The organism is Flindersiella endophytica (assembly GCF_054779015.1).
Genome location: NZ_BAAGYY010000027.1, coordinates 262,220 through 280,990, shown reverse-complemented (window position 1 = coordinate 280,990; position 18,771 = coordinate 262,220). Strand labels below are relative to the sequence as shown.

General features: G+C 67.8%; 18 protein-coding genes. 8 read left to right on the top strand and 10 right to left on the bottom strand.

Going from position 1 to position 18,771, the window contains the following annotated elements:
• Positions 1–79: 79 nt before the first annotated feature.
• Genes ACYVF6_RS33640 through ACYVF6_RS33625 form a run of 4 tightly spaced genes read left to right on the top strand, consistent with a single transcriptional unit; the run spans position 80 to position 1,424 of the window.
• Positions 80–406 (top strand): PadR family transcriptional regulator, encoded by a 327-nt coding sequence (locus ACYVF6_RS33640; protein WP_460527152.1) that lies wholly within the window; start codon positions 80–82, stop codon positions 404–406.
• Complete coding sequence (locus ACYVF6_RS33635; protein ID WP_460527150.1) at positions 403–759, top strand: DUF1048 domain-containing protein; 357 nt, start codon at positions 403–405, stop codon at positions 757–759. The genes ACYVF6_RS33640 and ACYVF6_RS33635 overlap by 4 nt, the downstream gene beginning before the upstream one ends.
• Before the next feature lies 1 nt (position 760).
• A complete protein-coding gene (locus ACYVF6_RS33630) occupies positions 761–1,087 on the top strand; it encodes a DUF1048 domain-containing protein (RefSeq protein ID WP_460527148.1) in 327 nt (108 codons plus the stop codon).
• A 37-nt stretch (positions 1,088–1,124) separates the two neighbouring features.
• The gene (locus ACYVF6_RS33625) at positions 1,125–1,424 is read left to right on the top strand and encodes a serine hydrolase domain-containing protein (RefSeq protein ID WP_460527146.1); all 300 of its coding nucleotides are present in this window, start codon (positions 1,125–1,127) and stop codon (positions 1,422–1,424) included.
• 147 nt (positions 1,425–1,571) lie between these two features.
• Here the strand turns inward: ACYVF6_RS33625 and ACYVF6_RS33620 are convergent, their stop codons facing one another.
• Positions 1,572–3,050: a cellulase family glycosylhydrolase gene (locus ACYVF6_RS33620; RefSeq protein ID WP_460527143.1), complete on the bottom strand. Its 1,479-nt coding sequence runs from the start codon at positions 3,048–3,050 to the stop codon at positions 1,572–1,574.
• Between the two features lie 234 nt (positions 3,051–3,284).
• On the opposite strand from ACYVF6_RS33620, the gene ACYVF6_RS33615 reads away from it, so the two are divergent.
• Positions 3,285–4,472: an ROK family transcriptional regulator gene (locus ACYVF6_RS33615; RefSeq protein ID WP_460527141.1), complete on the top strand. Its 1,188-nt coding sequence runs from the start codon at positions 3,285–3,287 to the stop codon at positions 4,470–4,472.
• 15 nt (positions 4,473–4,487) lie between these two features.
• On the opposite strand, the gene ACYVF6_RS33610 is transcribed toward ACYVF6_RS33615, so the two are convergent.
• Complete coding sequence (locus ACYVF6_RS33610) at positions 4,488–5,162, bottom strand: TetR/AcrR family transcriptional regulator (protein ID WP_460527139.1); 675 nt, start codon at positions 5,160–5,162, stop codon at positions 4,488–4,490.
• Positions 5,163–5,274: 112 nt separating this feature from the next.
• On the opposite strand from ACYVF6_RS33610, the gene ACYVF6_RS33605 reads away from it, so the two are divergent.
• The 3 genes from ACYVF6_RS33605 to ACYVF6_RS33595 all read left to right on the top strand — a co-directional run bounded on the left by ACYVF6_RS33605 (position 5,275) and on the right by ACYVF6_RS33595 (position 8,281).
• The gene (locus ACYVF6_RS33605; RefSeq protein ID WP_460527137.1) at positions 5,275–6,144 is read left to right on the top strand and encodes a shikimate dehydrogenase; all 870 of its coding nucleotides are present in this window, start codon (positions 5,275–5,277) and stop codon (positions 6,142–6,144) included.
• Positions 6,145–6,215: 71 nt separating this feature from the next.
• Positions 6,216–7,388: an MFS transporter gene (locus ACYVF6_RS33600; RefSeq protein WP_460527135.1), complete on the top strand. Its 1,173-nt coding sequence runs from the start codon at positions 6,216–6,218 to the stop codon at positions 7,386–7,388.
• A 119-nt stretch (positions 7,389–7,507) separates the two neighbouring features.
• On the top strand, positions 7,508–8,281 hold the full coding sequence (locus ACYVF6_RS33595; protein WP_460527133.1) for an N-acyl homoserine lactonase family protein: 774 nt from the start codon (positions 7,508–7,510) through the stop codon (positions 8,279–8,281).
• 3 nt (positions 8,282–8,284) lie between these two features.
• Here ACYVF6_RS33595 and ACYVF6_RS33590 read toward each other — a convergent pair whose 3' ends face one another.
• The 8 genes from ACYVF6_RS33590 to ACYVF6_RS33555 all read right to left on the bottom strand — a co-directional run bounded on the left by ACYVF6_RS33590 (position 8,285) and on the right by ACYVF6_RS33555 (position 18,692).
• A complete protein-coding gene (locus ACYVF6_RS33590; RefSeq protein WP_460527131.1) occupies positions 8,285–9,736 on the bottom strand; it encodes an alpha/beta hydrolase domain-containing protein in 1,452 nt (483 codons plus the stop codon).
• Positions 9,737–9,756: 20 nt separating this feature from the next.
• The gene (locus ACYVF6_RS33585; RefSeq protein ID WP_460527129.1) at positions 9,757–10,857 is read right to left on the bottom strand and encodes an alpha/beta hydrolase domain-containing protein; all 1,101 of its coding nucleotides are present in this window, start codon (positions 10,855–10,857) and stop codon (positions 9,757–9,759) included.
• A 189-nt stretch (positions 10,858–11,046) separates the two neighbouring features.
• Positions 11,047–11,748, bottom strand: a complete 702-nt coding sequence (locus ACYVF6_RS33580) for an ABC transporter ATP-binding protein (protein ID WP_460527127.1) — start codon at positions 11,746–11,748, stop codon at positions 11,047–11,049.
• Positions 11,729–13,453: a branched-chain amino acid ABC transporter ATP-binding protein/permease gene (locus tag ACYVF6_RS33575; protein ID WP_460527125.1), complete on the bottom strand. Its 1,725-nt coding sequence runs from the start codon at positions 13,451–13,453 to the stop codon at positions 11,729–11,731. The genes ACYVF6_RS33580 and ACYVF6_RS33575 overlap by 20 nt, the downstream gene beginning before the upstream one ends.
• Entirely contained in the window at positions 13,450–14,319 is an 870-nt protein-coding gene (locus tag ACYVF6_RS33570) for a branched-chain amino acid ABC transporter permease (protein ID WP_460527123.1), read from the bottom strand. The genes ACYVF6_RS33575 and ACYVF6_RS33570 overlap by 4 nt, the downstream gene beginning before the upstream one ends.
• Before the next feature lie 2 nt (positions 14,320–14,321).
• A complete protein-coding gene (locus ACYVF6_RS33565) occupies positions 14,322–15,473 on the bottom strand; it encodes a type 1 periplasmic-binding domain-containing protein (RefSeq protein ID WP_460527121.1) in 1,152 nt (383 codons plus the stop codon).
• A 94-nt stretch (positions 15,474–15,567) separates the two neighbouring features.
• Positions 15,568–17,262, bottom strand: coding sequence for a thiamine pyrophosphate-binding protein (locus ACYVF6_RS33560; RefSeq protein WP_460527119.1), 1,695 nt, complete (start codon positions 17,260–17,262; stop codon positions 15,568–15,570).
• The gene (locus tag ACYVF6_RS33555) at positions 17,259–18,692 is read right to left on the bottom strand and encodes an aldehyde dehydrogenase family protein (RefSeq protein WP_460527117.1); all 1,434 of its coding nucleotides are present in this window, start codon (positions 18,690–18,692) and stop codon (positions 17,259–17,261) included. Before ACYVF6_RS33555 ends, ACYVF6_RS33560 begins: the two co-directional genes overlap by 4 nt.
• Positions 18,693–18,771: the final 79 nt, after the last annotated feature.

The window sequence follows — 18,771 nt, the reverse complement described above, 5'->3', positions numbered from 1 at the left end:
TCCACCGCTGGATCGCTAGGAAGTGGTACTGTATAGCGGTACTAAGTGGCACGCAGTACTGCGACTGTGGAGGGCTCGGATGGACGACCTGACGGAGATGCTGAAGGGCACGCTGGAGGGTTGCGTGCTCGAGATCATCAGCGGCGAGGAGACCTATGGGTACGCCATCACGCGCCACCTGAACGAGCTCGGCTTCGCCGACGTCGTGGAGGGGACGGTCTACACCATCCTGCTGCGGCTGGAGAAGAACGGGCTCGTCCAGGTGACGAAACGACCGTCCGGGGTGGGTCCGCCGCGCAAGTTCTACGCGCTCAACGGGGCTGGCCGCAAAGAGCTCGTGCGGTTCTGGAAGAAGTGGGAGTACGTGTCCTCACGCATCGACAAGCTCAAGGAAGGTGGGAAATGAGCTTCTGGGAGACCATCACAGGCAGCGATCTCACCAGGGAATGGAAGGCGTTCGAGTCCCGGGCCGAGGCGTTGCCGGCCGACTATCGGGCGGCCTGGGAAGAGATCAAGGCTCACCTGTTCCCCTACGGTGATTTCACCGGCCGCAACCTGATGCCGATTCTCGACAGCGCCCTGGGGCTGCTCGAACAAGCCGCGGCGGACGGGCAGGACATTCAGGAAGTCCTCGGTGACGACGTCAAGGGCTTCTGCGCGGCGCTGGCCGGCGGCGAAGGCGGCCGAAGCCATCGCGACCGGTGGCGCGAGCAGTTGAACAGGAACGTCGCAAGGAAACTCGGCCGGCTGGGAGGTTGACGTGGGTATCCAGGACATCATCGAAGGCAAGAAGCAGTGGCGTGCCCACGTGGCGCGGGTCAAGGCACTCCCTGCGGACTATCAGATCGTCTACAAGGAAATGCAGAAATACCTCCTCAAGGTCGGACCAGTTGACCTGACCGAAGGCAACCTGCTCTCAGGGATCGTAGATTTCTTCGAAGAGGGCGTCGCGTCGGGCAAGGGCGTCCTCGAACTCATCGGCACCGACGTCGCCGCCTTCTGCGACGACCTGATCAAGGACTCGCGTACCTACGCCGACATCTATCAAGAGTCGCTCAGGACGAAACCCGGCACTGCCGAGAAGTGACAGGACCTCCAGAAAGGATTACGGCATAGCAGGCACGATGAGCGGTGCATCCGAGCCTGGACACGTCGAGGAGGGGTGGGGGAGGGTCGCCGACGCGTTCCGCGCGAACGTCGACGACCCCGGCGAGATCGGCGCGGCGTGCAGCGTGTACGTCGGCGGCCGCCCCGTGGTCAATCTGTGGGGCGGGCTTGCCGATCGGGAGGCGAACCGGCCATGGAGTGCGGACACCATCGTGCAGGTCGCGTCCACGGCGAAGGGTGCTACCGCGATCTGTGCGCATCTGCTGGCCCAGCGCGGGCAGCTGGATCTGGACGCGCAAGATGAGTCTGGAGGATGAGACTCGGTTCGGTCGACTGCGTTTCTACACGGCATGCCGGCGGGTGTTGACGGGTCGAAGTAGTGTGAATGCTTGTTGCGGAACGTGCCAGCACCCCGGCAGGCCCGCCACTTCGCGCGGGCCGGCCGAGTCCGTCTGGGAGTGCCGTCAGGAGTACGGGTCCTGGGTGAGGAGATGTGCTTTGTATCCCTCGCCGATACCTGGTTCGGGGGTGCCGTTCCAGTCGGTGATGAGGACCGCTCCTCCGGTGCAGCCCCACGGGTTCCAGGTCCACGCCAGGTACGACAGGCCGTGCGCGGAGGCCCAGGTGGTGAGGGTGTTCATGTAGTCGTAGCCGCAGTTGTCGGCGCCGAACTCGCCCAGTACGACCGGCACCTGGGCGGCGACCGGCGCGATCTGGCTGTCCCAGCAGGAGACGCTGGCGCAGGCGTTGAAGCTGTAGGCGTGCCAGGACGCGGCGATGTTGTCGAGCGGGTCGGCAGGCCGGTAGGTGAGCCATTCTCGTAGGTCGTTGGTCCATTCCAGGCCGCTGACCATGATGATGTTGGTGGCACCGGTGGCCCGGACGGCATCAACCAGGTCCTGCATGCCGGCCACCTCGTAGGTGATGCCGGTACACGTTCCACCGTCGCGCAGGCACTGCCAACCCAGCGTCTTGTTCCAGTCGCTGCCGATCTCTGGGTACGGCTCGTTGAACAGGTCGAAGACCACGGCGTCGTTGCCACGGAACGCCGTTGCCACACTGCTCCAGAACTGTGGCGCGTACTGAGCGTCCGGCACCGGCTTCTGGCAGGTGGCATGCACGTCGGTGCAGTGCCAGTCCGGCCCGGTGGTGTAGGCGCCCTGGTTCCAGTGCAGGTCGAGGATGACGTTGATTCCGTTGGCGACCAGCAGGTTGACATAGTCCTTGACGCCTTGCTGGTAGCTGGCACCGCCGGGTGAGCCGTTGAGGCCGAGCCAGCATTCCTCGTTGAGTGGCAGCCGGACGGCGTGGATGTTCCAGGTCTTCATCGCATCAACCGAGGCCTGGTCGACCGGGCCGGAGTCCCACTGGCCCTTGCCCTGCACACAGGCGTACTCGCCGCTGGAGCGGTTCACTCCCAGCAGCCGGTACGGGCGACCGTCGGAGGTGACGATCTGGTTGCCTGCCACGCGTAGCTCCGGCGCCGGACCGCTCGGCGTCGGCGTGGGGGTCGGGTCGGGCGTAGGCACCGTGCCGGTGCAGGTCGTGCCGTTGAGCGCGAACGAGGTCGGCACCGGGTTGGTGCCACTGCGTGCCCCGACGAAACCGATCGAGGTGGACGCGTTGGTGCCCAGCGACCCGTTCCAGTCCAGGCTGGCCGCCGACACCTGCCGGCCGGACTGCGACCAGGTGGCGGCCCAGCCGTTGGTGACCCGCTGGCTGGAGTCCGGGAAGTCGAACGTCAGGCTCCAGCTGGTGACAGCCGAGCCCAGGTTGGTGATGGCCACGTTGGCGGTGAACCCGTCCGACCACGCGCTTTGCACCGTGTACGTCACCGAGCATCCGGCGGCCTGGGCAGAGGTGGGAAGTGTGAACGCTGCGGCGGTGGTCATCGCGAGAAGCGAGGCGGCGCCGACCCGCAGCAGGGCTTGCCGATACTTCATCGATCTCCTCCTTCGTCAAGAGTGTCGATGGGAGCGCTCCCAACAACTTAGTTAGGCCACCTACCAAAGTCAATCGACCATCGATGGGCAGTGGCTCGAAGCGATCGGAACGCGCGGCACATCGGTCTAACGGACGTCCCGCGTAAAGTAGGCTGGCTTACAAAGCGCCCGGTCCCGGGAGGTCAGATGGCGGCCAGCGCGATCAGGTCAAGCAGGCCGAAGACGCGCGGACGGGTGTTCGATCTGATCAGGGCCGCTCGCACGATCAGCCGGGTCGAGCTGGCGGCCAGGTCTGGTCTGACCGCGCCGACGATTTCCGAGCTGGTCCGCGAGCTCGTGGCCGACGGTCTGGTCGTCGAGGCGGGCCGCGGAGCGTCCACCGGCGGCAAGCCTCGCACTCTGCTGCAGCTCAACCCGCTGGGCCGCTACAGCGTCGGCGTGCAACTCGAGCGGAACACCTGCGTCATCGTGGTCGCCGACCTGTCCGGCCGGCCGGTGGCCAGGTCCTCCTTTCACGGCACGGCGCTGATGCCGCCCGAGCAGGCGCTCGCGCTGGTGGCTTCCCAGGTCGACGCGTTGCTCGCCACGGCGGCCGTGGACCGGGCGAAGGTGCTGGGTGTCGGCCTGGTCAGCTACGGCCCGCAGGATCGGCACGCCGGTGTCCTGTTGACACCCCAGCCCACGCAGGAGTGGTGCGACTTTCCCGTCGCGCAGCGGCTCGCCGAACGGTTGGAGCTTCCCGTCCTGCTCGACAACGACGCCGCGGCGGCGGCGATCGGCGAGTACTGGATGGGTGCGGTGGACCCGGACAGCACGCTCGGCTGCATCTACATGGCCACCGGGATCGGTGGCGGCGTCGTGGTCGCCGGCGAGGTGTATCGCGGCAGCTCCTCCAACAGTGTGGAGATCGGCCATATCTCCGTCGACGCAGAAGGCGACGAGTGCCCGTGTGGCAACCTCGGCTGCCTGGAGAACTACGCCGGTCCGTCCGCGGTGGTCAGGCAGGCGCTGGCAATCCCTGCGATGGCCGAACGGTGGGGCCTCGACCCGGCCGGAACGAACCTGCTCGCGGAGTTCGCGCGGGTCGCCGCGGCCGCCTACGCCGGCGACCCGGACGCCCGCGACCTGATCGGACGCTCCGCTCGTTACCTCGGCGTCGCCGCCGTCACCCTCACCACCCTCTTCGACCTTGATCTGGTCGTTCTGGCGGGGCCGAGCTTCACCGTGGCCGGCTCGATGTACCAGGCGCTGATCCAGCAGGAGCTGGATCGCCGCACCTTCGCGCGGCAGGCACACTCCGTACGAGTCGTGCCGTCAGTCAGCGGATCCGACGCGGCCGCCATCGGTGCGGCGACGCTGGTGCTGCAGAGCGAGCTCACCCCCGGCAACACCCGCCGAGAACACGCCACATCTTCGGCTTGACGCCCACGGCCGCGGTCAGCGGTCCGGCTTGGCGGTGAGGTATTCCAGCAGCACGTCGCCCAGCATGCGCCGGTAGTGCTTGCGCCGCTTCGGATTCAGTAGGTCGCGGGCGAAGATGGCGTTGAAGGTGTAGCGGTTCGCGATCCGGAACACGCAGAACGAGCTGATCAGCATATGCACGTCGAGCGCGTCAACGTCGTCGCGGAACTGGCCGGCGGTGCGGCCGCGTTCCAGGATTCGCCCGAGTACGTCAACGGCGGGGTTGGCCAGGCGGGAGAGTACGTCGGAACGCGCGATGTGCTCGGCGTGGTGGATGTTCTCGATGCTCACCAGGCGGATGAAGTCGGGGTGCGCCTCGTGGTGGTCGAACGTCAGCTCGGCCAACTGCCGGATCGCGTCCGCGGGGTCGAGGTGTTCGACGTCGAGTTCCTGCTCCAGAGACCGGATCAGGCTGTACGCGCGCTCGAGTGCCGCGACGTACAGCTGCTCCTTGCTGCCGAAGTAGTAGTAGATCATCCGCTTGGTGGTGCTCGTCTTCGCAGCGATCTCGTCTACGCGCGCGCCGGTGTACCCGAGCTGGGCGAACTCCGCGGTCGCCACGTCGAGGATCTCGGCACGTGTGCGGTCGGCGTCGCGCGACTTGACGGCACGCGCTTGGTTGGACGGCGGTGCGGATGACACGTTCGGCACGGACTCCCTCTTAAGCCAGAGTTTCGGTTTCCACTCTAGGGGGTGGACGGGTTTGGCACGTACGATGCTAGTAACTAGCTAGTTCGTTCATAATTGGGAAGGGGAGCCTGGCGTGAGCTACCTGATCGGCCTGGTCGGCGCCGGGATCGGGCCGTCCCTGTCCCCAGCGCTGCACGAGCGCGAAGGGAGCGCGCTGGGCCTGCGCTACGTCTATCGGCTGCTGGACCTCGGCATGCTCGCCCGGCCCGCCGAAGCGGTTGGCGAGATCGTCGCGGGTGCCCGGCTCCTTGGCTACGACGGACTCAACATCACCCATCCGTGCAAGCAGCTCGTCCTCGGTCACGTGGACGAGCTGGCACCTGACGCCGCCGCCATCGGTTCGGTCAACACCATCGTCATCGACGGCGATCGCACCATCGGCCACAACACGGACTGGTCCGGATTCGCCAAGAGCGTCAGCCGCGGGCTCCCACGCGCGAAGCTCGATGACGTGGTGTTGCTCGGGGCCGGCGGTGCCGGCGCGGCAGCGGCGCACGCGTTGCTGACGCTCGACGCCGGTGTTGTGCATGTACTGGATGTCGACACCGGGCGGAGTGCCGCCCTCGCCGAGTCCCTGTGCGAACGGTTCGGCGCCGGCCGGGCACGCGCCGGTAGCCTGCATGAGCTCCCCACACGGCTCGGGTACGCCGACGGGCTCGTGCACGCAACTCCCACCGGCATGGCGCACCACCCAGGCATGCCGGTGCCTCCGGAGTCGCTCCGGCCCGGACTCTGGGTCGCCGACATCGTCTACCGCCCGCTGCGCACCGAACTCGTCCTCACAGCACGCGCTCGCGGCTGCCAGGTACTGGACGGCGGCGGGATGGCCGTCTTCCAGGCCGCCGACGCGCTCGAGCTGTTTACCGGCGTCACGCCGAACGTCGACCGGATGTTGCGGCATTTCGAAAGCCTCGTCGGCGCCTCACCTGATCGCGTGGCCTGATCCGGCAGTGTCGTTGTAATGAACGAACCAGTGAGTTAATTTCGGGCTACTCTCACACCGAGGAGCCCGCCATGCGAGGAAAGCCACGCAAGGCCGCGCTGGCCGCCTGGATCGGCAGCGCCCTGGAGTACTACGACTTCTTCATCTACGGCACCGCCGCGGCGCTGGTCTTCAGCAAGATCTTCTTCCCGCAGTCGACACCGGGAAGAGGGACGCTGCTGGCCCTGGCCACGTTCGGCGTCGGCTATCTGGCCAGGCCCGTCGGAGCATTCGTCATGGGGCACATCGGCGACCGACTCGGCCGGAAGAGGGTCCTCGTAGCCACGCTGGTGATGATGGGCCTGTCGACGTTCCTTGTCGGCTGCCTGCCCACCTACGACCAGGTCGGCGTCGCGGCACCTGTGCTGCTGGTGGTGCTTCGCCTGCTGCAGGGCTTCTCCGTCTCCGGCGAGCAAGCGGGCGCCAACTCGATGACGCTGGAGCACGCGCCGCCGGAGCGCCGCGCGTTCTACACCAGCTTCACGCTGAACGGGACCCAGGCTGGGCAGATCATCGCGACCGCTGTGTTCCTGCCTGTCGCCGCGTTGCCCGAGGAGCAGCTGCTCAGCTGGGGTTGGCGCGTGCCGTTCTGGCTGAGCGTCGTGGTCGCCGGAGTGGGGCTGGTGATCCGGCGCAACCTCGAGGAGACGCCCGCGTTCGAGCAGGAGGTCGCCGAGGACAACGTGGCCAAGGCGCCCCTGGCCGTCCTCCTCCGCGAGCACTGGCAGAGCGTGCTGCGGGTGATCGCCGCCGCGGTGATCGCGTCGGTGAGCACGATCTTCACCGTCCATGCCCTGTCCTACGCGGTGAACACCATGAAGCTGGACCGCCCGGCGATCCTGTGGGTGGGTGTGCTGGCCAACGCCGTCGCGCTGCTGGCGATCCCGCTGTGGGCGTCGCTGTCGGACCGGGTGGGACGTAAGCCGGTGTTCGTCGGCGGCTCGCTGGGCTGCGCGGTGCTGATGTTCGCCTATCTGTGGTCGATCTCGGTCGGCGACTATGTGCTGATTTTCGTCGCCGGGATCGTGCTGTTCGGTGTCGTCCACAGCGCTACGAACGGGATCTGGCCGGCCTTCTACGGCGAAATGTTCCCCACCCGTGTGCGCCTGTCCGGCATGGCGATCGGCACGCAGATCGGCTTCGCGATCGCCGGGTTCGCGCCGACCCTGGCCACGTGGGTCGCCGGCACCGGCCCGGAGAGCTGACTGGGCGTCTCGGCGATCACGGCCGTGTTCTGCCTGGTCAACGTCGTCGCCGTGGCGACGGCGAAGGAGACGTTCCGCGTCCCCACCGAGCGGCTGGGTTCCCGCGACCTGGTTTCCGTGTGAGCGATTTCCGGGTCTACGCCCTCTGCTACGCCCGGCGCGAAGCAGTGCGAGGCGAGCACTTCCTTGGTTACGACGACCGGGCGGCGGAGCCGCATCCCACCGCGTACTACGTCTGGCTGGCTGTGTCCGACCAGCACACCGTGCTCGTCGACACCGGCATCAGCCGCGCTCGCGCCGCGCGGATCGAAGGTCTGACCTACCTGGCCTCGCCTGCTGACTTGCTGGCCGACCTGGGTGTGGCCACCTCCGATGTGAGCCACGTCGTGCTCACCCACCTGCACTACGACCACACGGGTACCGCGCGGGAGTTCGGCTCCGCGAGATACGTGCTGCAGCGGGCCGAGCTCGACTACTGGACAGGCCCGTGGGCCGGTCGCGTCGGCAGGGAGAAATGGCTGCTGGACGAGGACGACCTCGCCCGGCTGCAGGGCGACCGGCTGGATCTCGTCGACGGTGACGTGACGTTGGTGCCCGGCCTGAGTCTCCATCTCGTGGGTGGTCACACCGCAGGCATGCAGGTGGCCCGCGTCCGAACGGGCGGAGGGCACGTGGTGCTGGCCTCCGACGCGAGCCACTTCTTCGAGAACATCGAGACCGACCGGCCGTTCCCGATCCTGCACAGTATGACGGGGATGTACGGCGCGTTCGACCGGATCAACGAGCTGGCCAGTGGGCCGCACCTCGTGGTCGCCGGGCACGACCCGGAGGTGCTGAACCGCTTCCCCGCCTACTCCGACGAGCTTCGAGGCCGCGTCGCCGTGATCGCCTAGCGACTACTTGGGCACGGGTGCTGCGGCGGCCTCGTTGATGGTTGCGGCACCGTCCTCGCGGGTCAGCCAGCCTTCCCTGACGAGCCTGTCGACCTGGGCGATCACCGCCCGCGTGTATACGCCGTGGTTGGGATACAGCCGTAGTAGCTCGGCCTGGTCGAACGGCGCCATGTGACCGAACAGGTTGCAGCCCTGGCCGATGCTCGACGGAAAGTAGGTGGCGGTCGGCACGTCGACCCACGGCGTCCGGACACCGCCGACGGCGTTCCCGTGCCCGTCCAGCACCGTCCGACCATCGGCGTCGACCTCGATCCGCGAGGCCTGCGGCGGGGAGGCGCCGGTGCGAGCCCAGCGGTCCAGCTTCACGTGGGCGGCGTTGTACAGGTAGTGCATCGGGAACGTCGTGCCCACACCGTCGCAGTTGTAGTAGTTGTACGTGACGCCGATCCTTGCCAGGTCCGCCGGCGACGGGGCGAAGCCGGACGTGTAGGAGTAGGCGTGCGCCGAGCCCGCCACCTCGTACAGGCGGTACTTGTCGCCTGGCCGGTCGGAGTCGTCGCGGCGAGAAGCACCCCGGTCCATGTAGTAGTCGGTCTGCGTCTGCATCTTGATGACCGGCTCGCGAGTGGGCCGGATGCGGTCGCCGTCAGACGGCGTCGCCCCGCACTTGTTCAGAGGTTTGACGCCGCCGGCTGCCGCAGCGACGAGGAAACCGTCGTAGACGTGCGCACGCGGGTGCACCGCGTTGATGTACCGGTTCAGGTACGCACCCGATTGCGAGTATCCGGTCGCGTAGACCTTCTCCGCTCGAAGGCCACGCAGCGGGTTGTCCCGCCCGCGGCTCTTCAGCGCCGCACCCACCTGGCTGAGGATGTCCCACGCCAGCCCACCTTCGGTATCCGAGGACGAGTTGAGCGCGCTGCCGGCGCAGCCGCGCTGGTCCGGCCAGGCCAGCGCGCCATAACGCGCCGGGTCGAACGTCTTCAGCGCCGCGACCGCGTTGGGTGCGCTGGTGACGCCCACGTAGGCGTCGCCACGGCGCAGGTACTCGTCGTGCGACGTCAGCCACATGCGGTCGAGGTCCCAGCCGTTGGTCATGTTCATGATGTCGGCAACGACCGTCCCGCTGAACTTCCGGGGATCGGCCGGGCGCCGCACGATGATGCGGTTGGTGTACGGCACCGCGGCTTTGACGATCACGACCTTGCCCGCGGCGTCGTAGTCGTAGACGTTGGCCCGGCCGGTGACGAGGAACTCCTCCTCGACGTAGCCGTACGGAGTCAACGCCACGGTGGAGAGGTTGAACGGATGCGAGTCACCGGTGACGGGGAGTGGCCCGGACAGCGAGGGTACGGGAGTGGTCGGCCGTGGCCCTTGGGCGGTCGCGGGCGAGGACAGGGTGGTGGCCAGGGCCAGCACGCATGCGCAGGCCAACCGGACAACGGATCGGAGCATCGGATTCTCCTTACGCTGGTCTACTCGCCGATGCGGGAACGCTCGGCCGCGGCGATCGTCGCATTGGCGTCGCGCCGGGTGAGGAAGCCGTCGCGCAGGTTCTGCTCGGTGGTGGCGCGCACCTTCGACACGTACGCGCGGTGGGACGGATAGAGCTCGGTCAGCGTGGTCTGGTCGAACGGGATCCAGGTACCGCTCTGCCGGCAGCTGCTGTCCGTCGCCGAAGTGAGCCCGATGTTCCACCCGGTGTTGCGCTCGACGGGCACGTCGATCGCGGCCAGGCGGATGCCTCCGCGAACCAGTTGGTACTGATCCCTGCTCACCGTCACCGGGGTGGTGCTGAAGTCGGTGACGTCCAGCTCGGGCGCGGCGGGTGGCTGACGGCCGTCCCGCACCCACCGCACGATGTGGTCGAACATCGCGTCGAGCACGTAGTGGTACGGCAGGTTGCTGCGCGCGGGTGACACGCACGGCGCGGTCGGCCCGGCCAGCGGTCCGCGTACGCCGGCATCCCGCAGCCGGACCGCGTTGTTGGTAAGAAAGGCCTGCCGGTCGGAGTGCGAGGCTCCGGCGATCTCCCAGTACCGGAAGGTCGCGGTGTCGGGCTGGCGGCGGCCGGCCTGGCTGGAGAGGACGTCGTACTCGGACGCGGTCTTGAAGACCTTCGTCGTGAGGTCGGAGCGGATCGTGGTGCCGCCGTCGATGACCGTGATGGCGTCGTAGACGGAGTGGAGGGGATGCACGGAGTTGGCGTAGGTCGCCAGCCGGCTGGCCGACTGGGACTGGCCGGTGGCGATCAGATCACGTGGTCGAAAGCCGGCGATCGCCCCACTCCGCAAGGCGATCGCGGCCTGGCTGAAGACGTCGTAGCTGAGTGAGTCGTCGGTGACGCTGCCGCCCGCGGTGAGGTCGAGGCTGCCGTACCGGTTCGGGCTCCAGGCTCGCAGTCCGGTGGCGGAGTTGACTCCGTTGCGCTGGGCGCTGACGCCGACCCAGGTGTAGCCAGTGACCGTCGGTGCGGCGGCCGGCGCCGAGGCGCCGGGAGACTCCGGCGACGGAGGTGCCGGGGCTCCGATGCCGGCGGCCAGGGCGACGAGCGCGACAAGAGGTCGTAGCAGCATGAGCCCTCCATGAGGAGTAAGTGCCGGCTAGGCGATCTATTCCAAGGGGTCGCCTGACGCGCGACGCCTGGCATCCACGCCGGCTGCGTTGTCGTCGATCGCCGGAGGCCCCTCCTGGCTCCTCCTCCGCCATGCCAGCGCGGCGCCATGCGCCGCGCGCTTGACCGGCGACCCCTTGGAATAGATCGTCTAGAGGCCGAGGTAGATACGCCGCACTTGGGGATCGTGGCGAAGCTCCTCGGACGTACCGGTGGCAGCGATTTCACCGTTCTCCATGACCAGGCAGGTGGTGGTGACCTCGAACGTGAGCTTGGCGTTCTGCTCGACGAGCACGATGGCCAGACCGTCTGCGTTGAGTCGTTTGAGTACGTCGGCTATCCCCGCCACGAGGATGGGCGACAGGCCCATCGACGGTTCGTCGAGCAACATGACGTTGGGCCGGCACATGAGTGCCCTGCCGACGGCCAGCATCTGCTGCTGGCCGCCGGACAGCTCACCGGCCAGACGGTTCCGCATCTCGCCGAGGACCGGAAACAGGTCGTAGATCTCGTCGATGGGCGTCTGCTTCCAGCTTCGGGCGTACGCGCCGAGCAGGAGGTTCTTCTCCACTGACAGGCCGGGGAAGACGTGCCTGCCTTCGGGGACGTAGCCGATGCCGTGCCGGACCAGCGTGTGTGGTGCGGCACGGAGGAGATCGACCGAGCCGAACTGGATGGCGGTGGCTTTGCGCGGCGCCAAGCCCATGATGGCTTTGAGGGTTGAGCTCTTGCCCGCGCCGTTGGCTCCGATGATCCCCAGGGCCTGCCCGGGCCGCACGGTGAAGCTCACGCCGTGGGTGGCGCGGATCCCGCCGTAGTGGACGGACAGGCCGTCAACGGTCAGCGTGCTCATGTTCGGCTTCCTGCTCGGTGGGGGCAGCCATGGAGTCGCCGAGGTACGCCTCGACGACGGCAGGGTCGACGGCGACCTCCTCCGGGAGGCCGTCGGCGATCACGCGGCCGCCCGACAGCACCGTGACGCGGTCGCACAGCGACATGACAAGGCCCATGTTGTGCTCGATCACCACGACGGTCACCCCGGAATCACGGATCGAGCGGACGATTCGCGCCAGCTGCTGGACCTCCTCGCCGTTCAGCCCGGCGGCGGGCTCGTCCAGTAGGAGCAGGGTGGGTGACATGGCCATGGCGCGGGCGATCTCCACCCGGCGCTGGATGCCGTACGGCAGTGCACGCGGGATGGCGTCGGCGAAATCAGCGAGCCCGAACCGGCCGAGCACCTCGTCGGCCGCTGCGCCCGGGTTGCGGTTCAGCGCGACCAGGATGTTGTCGCGGACGGTCAGGTCCTCGAACAGGCGTAGATTCTGAAAGGTACGGGCGACGCCGCGCTGGGCGAGCCGGTACGGCGCCGCCGACGTCACGTCGCGCCCGCGCAACCGAACCCGTCCGCTGGTCGGGGTGTAGAAACCGCTGACGACGTTGAACAATGTCGTCTTGCCGGAGCCGTTCGGCCCTACAATGCCGCGGATCTGACCTGTGGGCACGGTCAAGGAGACGTCCTCCAGCGCGGTCAGCCCCTTGAATCGCTTGGTTACGCCGTCGATCTCCAGGACCGTGGAAGGCTCGACCTCTGCCGCTTCGGCATAGGGGAGGAACGGTCCCAGCCGCGCGCGCTCACCAGTTCTTCGCCGTCGCAGCGAGATCCCGGCGAGGCCCTTCGGAAAGAAGACCACGACGAGCACGACGATGATGCCGTAGCCGAGTTGCGCGAACGCGGACACGTCCAGCAGTGCTTCGCGGACGAACGCGAGCGCGAGCGCGCCTACGATGCAGCCGACGACGTTGCTGCGCCCACCGATGATCACCATCGCGAGCAGCAGGAACATGTTGCCGATGCTGAACGTCTCCGGCGCGACGAAACGGATGAGCCCGGCGTAGAGCACGCCGGCCGCCCCGCCGTACAGGCCGGACAGGACGAAAGCGGTCATCCGTAGCAGCGGTATCTCCGCACCGAGCGAACTGGCGGCCAGGTCGTCGTCGCGCATCGCGCGGAGCCGGCGGCCCAACGGAGCGCGGGTGACGAACAGCGCGAACGTCAACGCGAGCACGAAGACGACCAGTTCGACGTAATAGAACAAGTACGCGCTGGACAGGTCGACGCCGAACATCGGTGGCACCGGGATGTCCCCGATCCCTTCGGCGCGACCGGCGATGTCGGCGTTGGTGACCCAGTTCGTGAACGCCAGCGCCAACCCGAGTGTGACGATGCCGAGATAGTGGGACTGCATGCGCAGCGCGGGGATCCCGACCAGCAGGCCGAAGCCGACCGCTGTCAGCATCGCCAGCACCGCGGCTGTCCAGAACCCGAAGCCCGCTTGGGTGGTGAGGATCGCGACGGCGTATGCGCCGACGCCGAAGAACGCGACCTGCGCCAGGTTGATCTGCCCGGCCACACCCATCGTCAGACCCAGGCCGATCGCGAGGATGGCGAAGATGATCGCGACGTCGACCACGTGCATGACATACCCGCCGAGCGTGTACGGCAGCAGCCAGGCCGCCAGCGCGACCGCGGCGAAGGGCGCCTTCCTCCAGTGCCTCATGCGCGGTTCACCGTCTTCTCGCCGAAGATGCCCGTCGGCCGGAACATCACCACGACGGCGAACACCACGAAGGTGACCAGCTCGGAGTACTCCTGGAAGTTGCCGGCGGCGAAGGAGTCGAGCAGGCCGAACGCCATGCCACCAACGATCGCCCCGGGCATGCTCCCGAACCCACCGAGCATGGCTGCGGCGAAACCCTTGATGCCGAGCGTGCCGCCCATGGTCGGGTTGACGTACAACATCGGCCCGATCAGACTGCCCGCCAGCGCCGCCAGGCCGGCACCGATGGCGAAGGCCATGGCGTTGCTCCGGCCCACATGGATGCCGCAGGCGGTGGCCGCCTCGTGGTCCATGGCAACCGCCTGCATGGCGGCACCGAGCTTCGTGCGCTGCAAGAACAGCGCCAGCATCGCCGTGGCCAGCGCGGCGACGCAGATCACCAGCAGGCTGTAGGTCGGGACGCGTACCCCGCCGAGGTTCAGCGGCTCGGTGGCGACCGGGTTGGGGACAGCCTGGCCCGTCGCGCCCCAGACCAGGATCGCCAGGGCCTCCAGGACCGCACCGAAGCCGATGGTGCCGATCAGCATCAGTGTGAAGTCCTTGTTCTCCAGCGGGCGCAGGAAGCGTTCGATGATCAGGCCGATCAAGCCGGTCACCACTATTGCCACCACGATGGCGACCGCGAAAGGCAGTTTGGTGGCCATGTAGAACGTCGAGGCGGCGTACGCGCCGATCATCACGACGCTCCCGTGGGCGAAGTTGACCAGGCCCATCGTGCGGAACACGATCGAGAAGCCCATCGCCACCAGCGCGTACACCGCTCCGAACGTGATACCGCCGATCAGGGTCTGCAGCAGGACCTGCACGGTCAGCTCGCTGCCCCGGCGACGACCCTGCCGGCCTTGACCAGTCCGATCTTGGTCTCGTGGATGCCGACGCCGAACTCGTCGTAGGTGTAGGTGCCGAGTAGTCCGTCGCGCTTGACGTCGCGGATGGCGTCGGCCAGCTTCTGCCCGCCCTCACCATTGGTCTGCTTGAGTGCCTCGATGAGGATCGACGCGCCGTCGTACGCCTTGGCGCCGTGGGCCTCGGCCTCCTCGTTGTACGCGGCCTTGTACTTGGCCGCGAACTCCTTGCTGGCAGCGGTTTCCTCGTTGCTGAGATAGGGCGAGCTGACCACCGAGCCCTCGGCGTTCGCCGCACCGGCGGTGTCGATGTAGACGTCGGTGCCCATTGGCGCGCCACCGGCGAAGACCGCCTTGATGCCGAGCTCGCGCGCCTGCTTGGCGATCAGTCCCGACTGGACCTCCTCGGCGCCGACGAACAGCACCTGGGGGTTCTGCTGACGGATCTTGGCCAGATTGCTGTTGAAGTCCTTCTGCTCGGGGGTGACCACCTCGTCGGCGACCGGCGTTACTCCGCGCTGCTTCAGAGAGTCGAGGAACGCATCGTGCTCACCGGAGCCGTACGCGCCGTTGTTGCTGATCAGGGCGATCTTCTTGTGGCCCTGTTCGTCGACGAGGTACGTGGCCAGCGTCTCGTCGAAGGTCACACTGGTCGGCGCGTTGAGGAAGAGGAAGGGACTCTTCAGCTCGGCGAGCTTCGGCGACTGACCCGAGGTGATGTTGGGGATCTTGCTGGTCTTGAGGATCGGAGCCATCGCCAGCGTGACGGCACTCTCGGCGGTGCCGAGCATCGCGACGTAACCCTCGGAGGAGATCTTCCGGGCCAGGTTCGTGCCAACGGTCGGGTCGCCCTGGTCGTCGAAGAGGTCGAGCTTGATCTGGCGGCCGTTGATTCCGCCCGCCTTGTTGGCCTCGTCGATGGCCAGTTTCACACCCTTGGACTCCCACTTGCCGAGCGAGCTGAGCTGGCCGCTCTGCGCGTTGACATTGGCGATCTTGATCGGCCCGGTTGCCTTGCCTTCTTCTTCGGTAGTGGCGCCCGGCGGAGTGCAGGCGGCGAGCGCGAGCAGCGCGGCCAACGCCGCTGCGGTGATCGGCAGTCTTGCGGAACGCATGGTCACCTCTGAAGTGGTGAGTACTTATTCACGAACTAGTACGTTAGTTATAACGTCGGAAGTCGGTGAGGGGAATATCGATCGGGCAACGGTTTCAGTCGGGGAAGACGCCCTGGTAGATGTCCTTGATGTTCCAGTGCCCAGGGGTTGGCACCGGTTCGTTGACCATGGGGACGTCGATGACAGCCGGGCGCCGGTTCGCGACGGCCTGGCGCAGTGCCGTACCGAGCTCTTGTGGAGCGGTGATGGCATAGCCGTCCGCCCCGCAGGCGACTCCGAGTGCGGCGAAGTCGGGGCTGGCGGCGAAGTCGCAGCCGTGGCTGCGGCCGAAGAACGTGGTCTGCAGGTCGGAGATCGTGCCGTGCGACTGGTTGTTCATCACGACGAAGATCACGGGTGCACCGTGCTCGACCGCCATGGAGATGGCGGGCAGCTGGGCGCTCATGCCGCCGTCACCGATCAACGCGACGATCGTTCGGTCCGGCTCGGCGAGCTGTACACCTACTGCGGCGGCCGGGCCGAAGCCCATTGTGGACGCGCCGCCGGGAGTGATGAACCGCCCTTCGGCCGGTAGCTCGTAGCACTGCGCGACGCCGTTCTTGTTCCAGCCGACATCGGTGACCAGGACGGCGTCTGACGGTAGGACCGCTCGCAGGTCGGACAGGATGCGCTCGGGCCGGAGCGGGAACGCGTCGCTTCGGCCGCGTTCCCGGCTGGCGGCGAACAGGCCGGCGCGGGCCGTTCGGATCTGTTCCCGGAGTTCGGGACGATCTCTGGCCGGGTGCGACTTGGCCGCGGCCGCGATCGCCTTGACGGCCAGCGCGACATCTGCGGTCGCGCCGATCGCCACGGGATAGCTGCGACCCAACTCGGCCGGGTCGATATCGATCTGGATGAGTGTGCTGGCGTCGAAATCCCACGTGAATCGAGAATCCCAGGAGCTGGCGTCGGTCTCGGCGAAACGGGTGCCCAGGGCGAGCACGACATCGGCCTGCCGCGCGTAGTCGTTGGTGAGCTCGAGCCCCCAGAACCCGGTCATGCCCATCACCAGCGGGTGGGCGTCAGGGACCGCGCCCTTGCCCATCAGGGAGTGCGTGAGAGGAACATCGAAGTGCTCGGCGAGGCGGAGCAGGGCCTCGGTCTCCGACCGCAGCCCGCCGCCGACGTAGACGAGCGGCCGCTCGGCCGCCGCCAGCGTGGCGGCGATCCGCTCGGCGGTGGTCGCGGGCAGGTCGGGCCGGTCGGCGTGGCTTCGTTCCGGGTATGGCGCCCCGGGCCGGGAGAACACGTCCATCGGCACGTTCACCAGCGTCGCGCCCGGCCTGCCCGTGGTCGCGGTCCAGAACGCCCGCTCGACCGCCCGGCCGAGATCCGCGGGCGTGTGGACGTTCCACACCCGCTTGGCGAACGGCCGGTAGATCGAGGCCTGGTCGTCATCCGTGTGCAGGTTGATCTCCTGGTGCGGGTGCCGGCCGCGGAAGTACGACGGGATGTCGCCGGCGATGACGACCAGCGGCACGGAGTCGAGTGCGGCGGTCATGACGCCGGTCACCGCATTGGTCAACCCAGGCCCGACATGGACGAGCACGACTCCCGGCCGGCCGGATGCCCGGGCGTAACCGTCGGCCGCATGGGCCGCGGCCTGCTCGTGGCGCGCGATGACGAACCGGATCGAGCTGCGGCTCAAGGCGTCGAGCACGGCGATGTTGGTGTGCCCGCAGGTGCCGAACACGATCTCGACGCCGAGGTCCTCGAGTTGCGCGACGAGCGCTTCCGCGGCGGTGCTCACTGTTCTCCCCAGATCGACATCCCCCGCAGCAGGAGGGTCTTGGTCACGGTGAAGTCCTCGACCATCCAGCGCGGCGACTCCCGGCCGATACCGGAGTCCTTGACGCCACCGAAGGGCACGTGGTCGAGGCGGAAGTTCGACGAGCCGTTGACGACCAGGCCGCCGACCTCCAGCTCGCGCCAGGCCTGGACGATGCGCCGGACGTCGTGAGTGAACAGCCCGGCCTGCAGGCCGTACCTGCTCCGGTTGCAGGTCTCGATCACGTCGTCGAAGCCGTCGTACGGCAGGACGGCGACGCAGGCGCCGAACACCTCCTCCTTGACGAGGGTTGCGTCCGGATCCGGTGCGGCGACGACGGTGGGCGCCATGACTGCCCCCGTCCGGCTGCCGCCGGTGGTGACCGTACCGCCGGACGAAGCGCTCCACTGGACCACTCGTTCGGCGGCCGCGTCGTCGACCATCGAGCCGACGTCGGTGCTCTCGTCGAGCGGATCCCCCACGGCCAGGCCCTTCACCTGGGTGGTGAACGCGTCGACGAACGCGTCGAACCGGCCGCGCTGCACGTAGACCCGTTGGACGGAGATGCAGCTCTGGCCGGAGTTGCTGTAGCCCGTACGCGCGCAGATCGCTGCCGCGGCACCGATGTCGGCGTCCTCGCAGACGATGGTCGCGGCGTTCCCGCCCAGCTCCAGCAGCACCCGCTTGGGACCGGCCGCGTGGGCCACAGCCGCGCCGGCCGCGGCGCTTCCGGTGAAGCTCACCACCGCGATCTCCGGCGCGGCACACAGCGCTGCACCGACTTCGCCACCACCGTGCAGCACCTGCACGGCCTCGATCGGCATACCCGCGTCCAGCAGCAGCTTGACGAGCTCAGTCGAGACGGCCGGCGCCTGTGGTGGTGGCTTGACGATGGTCGTGTTGCCCGCGGCGAAACTGGCCGCGAGCTTGTGGGCCAGCAGGTTGGCGGGAGCGTTGAACGGCGTGATCGCCAGCACCGGCCCGGCAGGGGCACGATGGGTGAAAGCCGTGTGGCCCACGCCCCGGTCCCAGCCGGCCGCCGGCAAGGTCTCGCCGCCGATCGCTCTCGCCTCGGCGGCCGCGACCGCGAGCGTGTCGGCCACCCGGACCATCTCACCGCGGCCGTCTTTCAGCGGCTTGCCGAGCTCCAGCGCGATCAGCCGGGCGAAGTCGTGTATCCGTTCGCCGACCAGGGCGGCGGCTCGCTCCAGGATCGCCGCGCGAGAGGCCGGAGCCAGGCGGCCGACCGGCTTGGCGCTCTCACGCGCATAGGCCCGAGCGGCCGCGATGTCCTCGGATTGCGCCGTCCGCGCTCGGCTGACCGTCTGTCCCACGTACGGGCCGAGACGATCGGCCTTCGGGCCATCGGTCACCCACTCACCGGCGACCAGGCATCCGGCTTCGTAAACCACGTCCACCCCACCTTCGCGCGTCTGATGAACGGTCCAGATAGTTCGTAGTCTGGTTCACCTCACCGTAGACGTCCGCCAC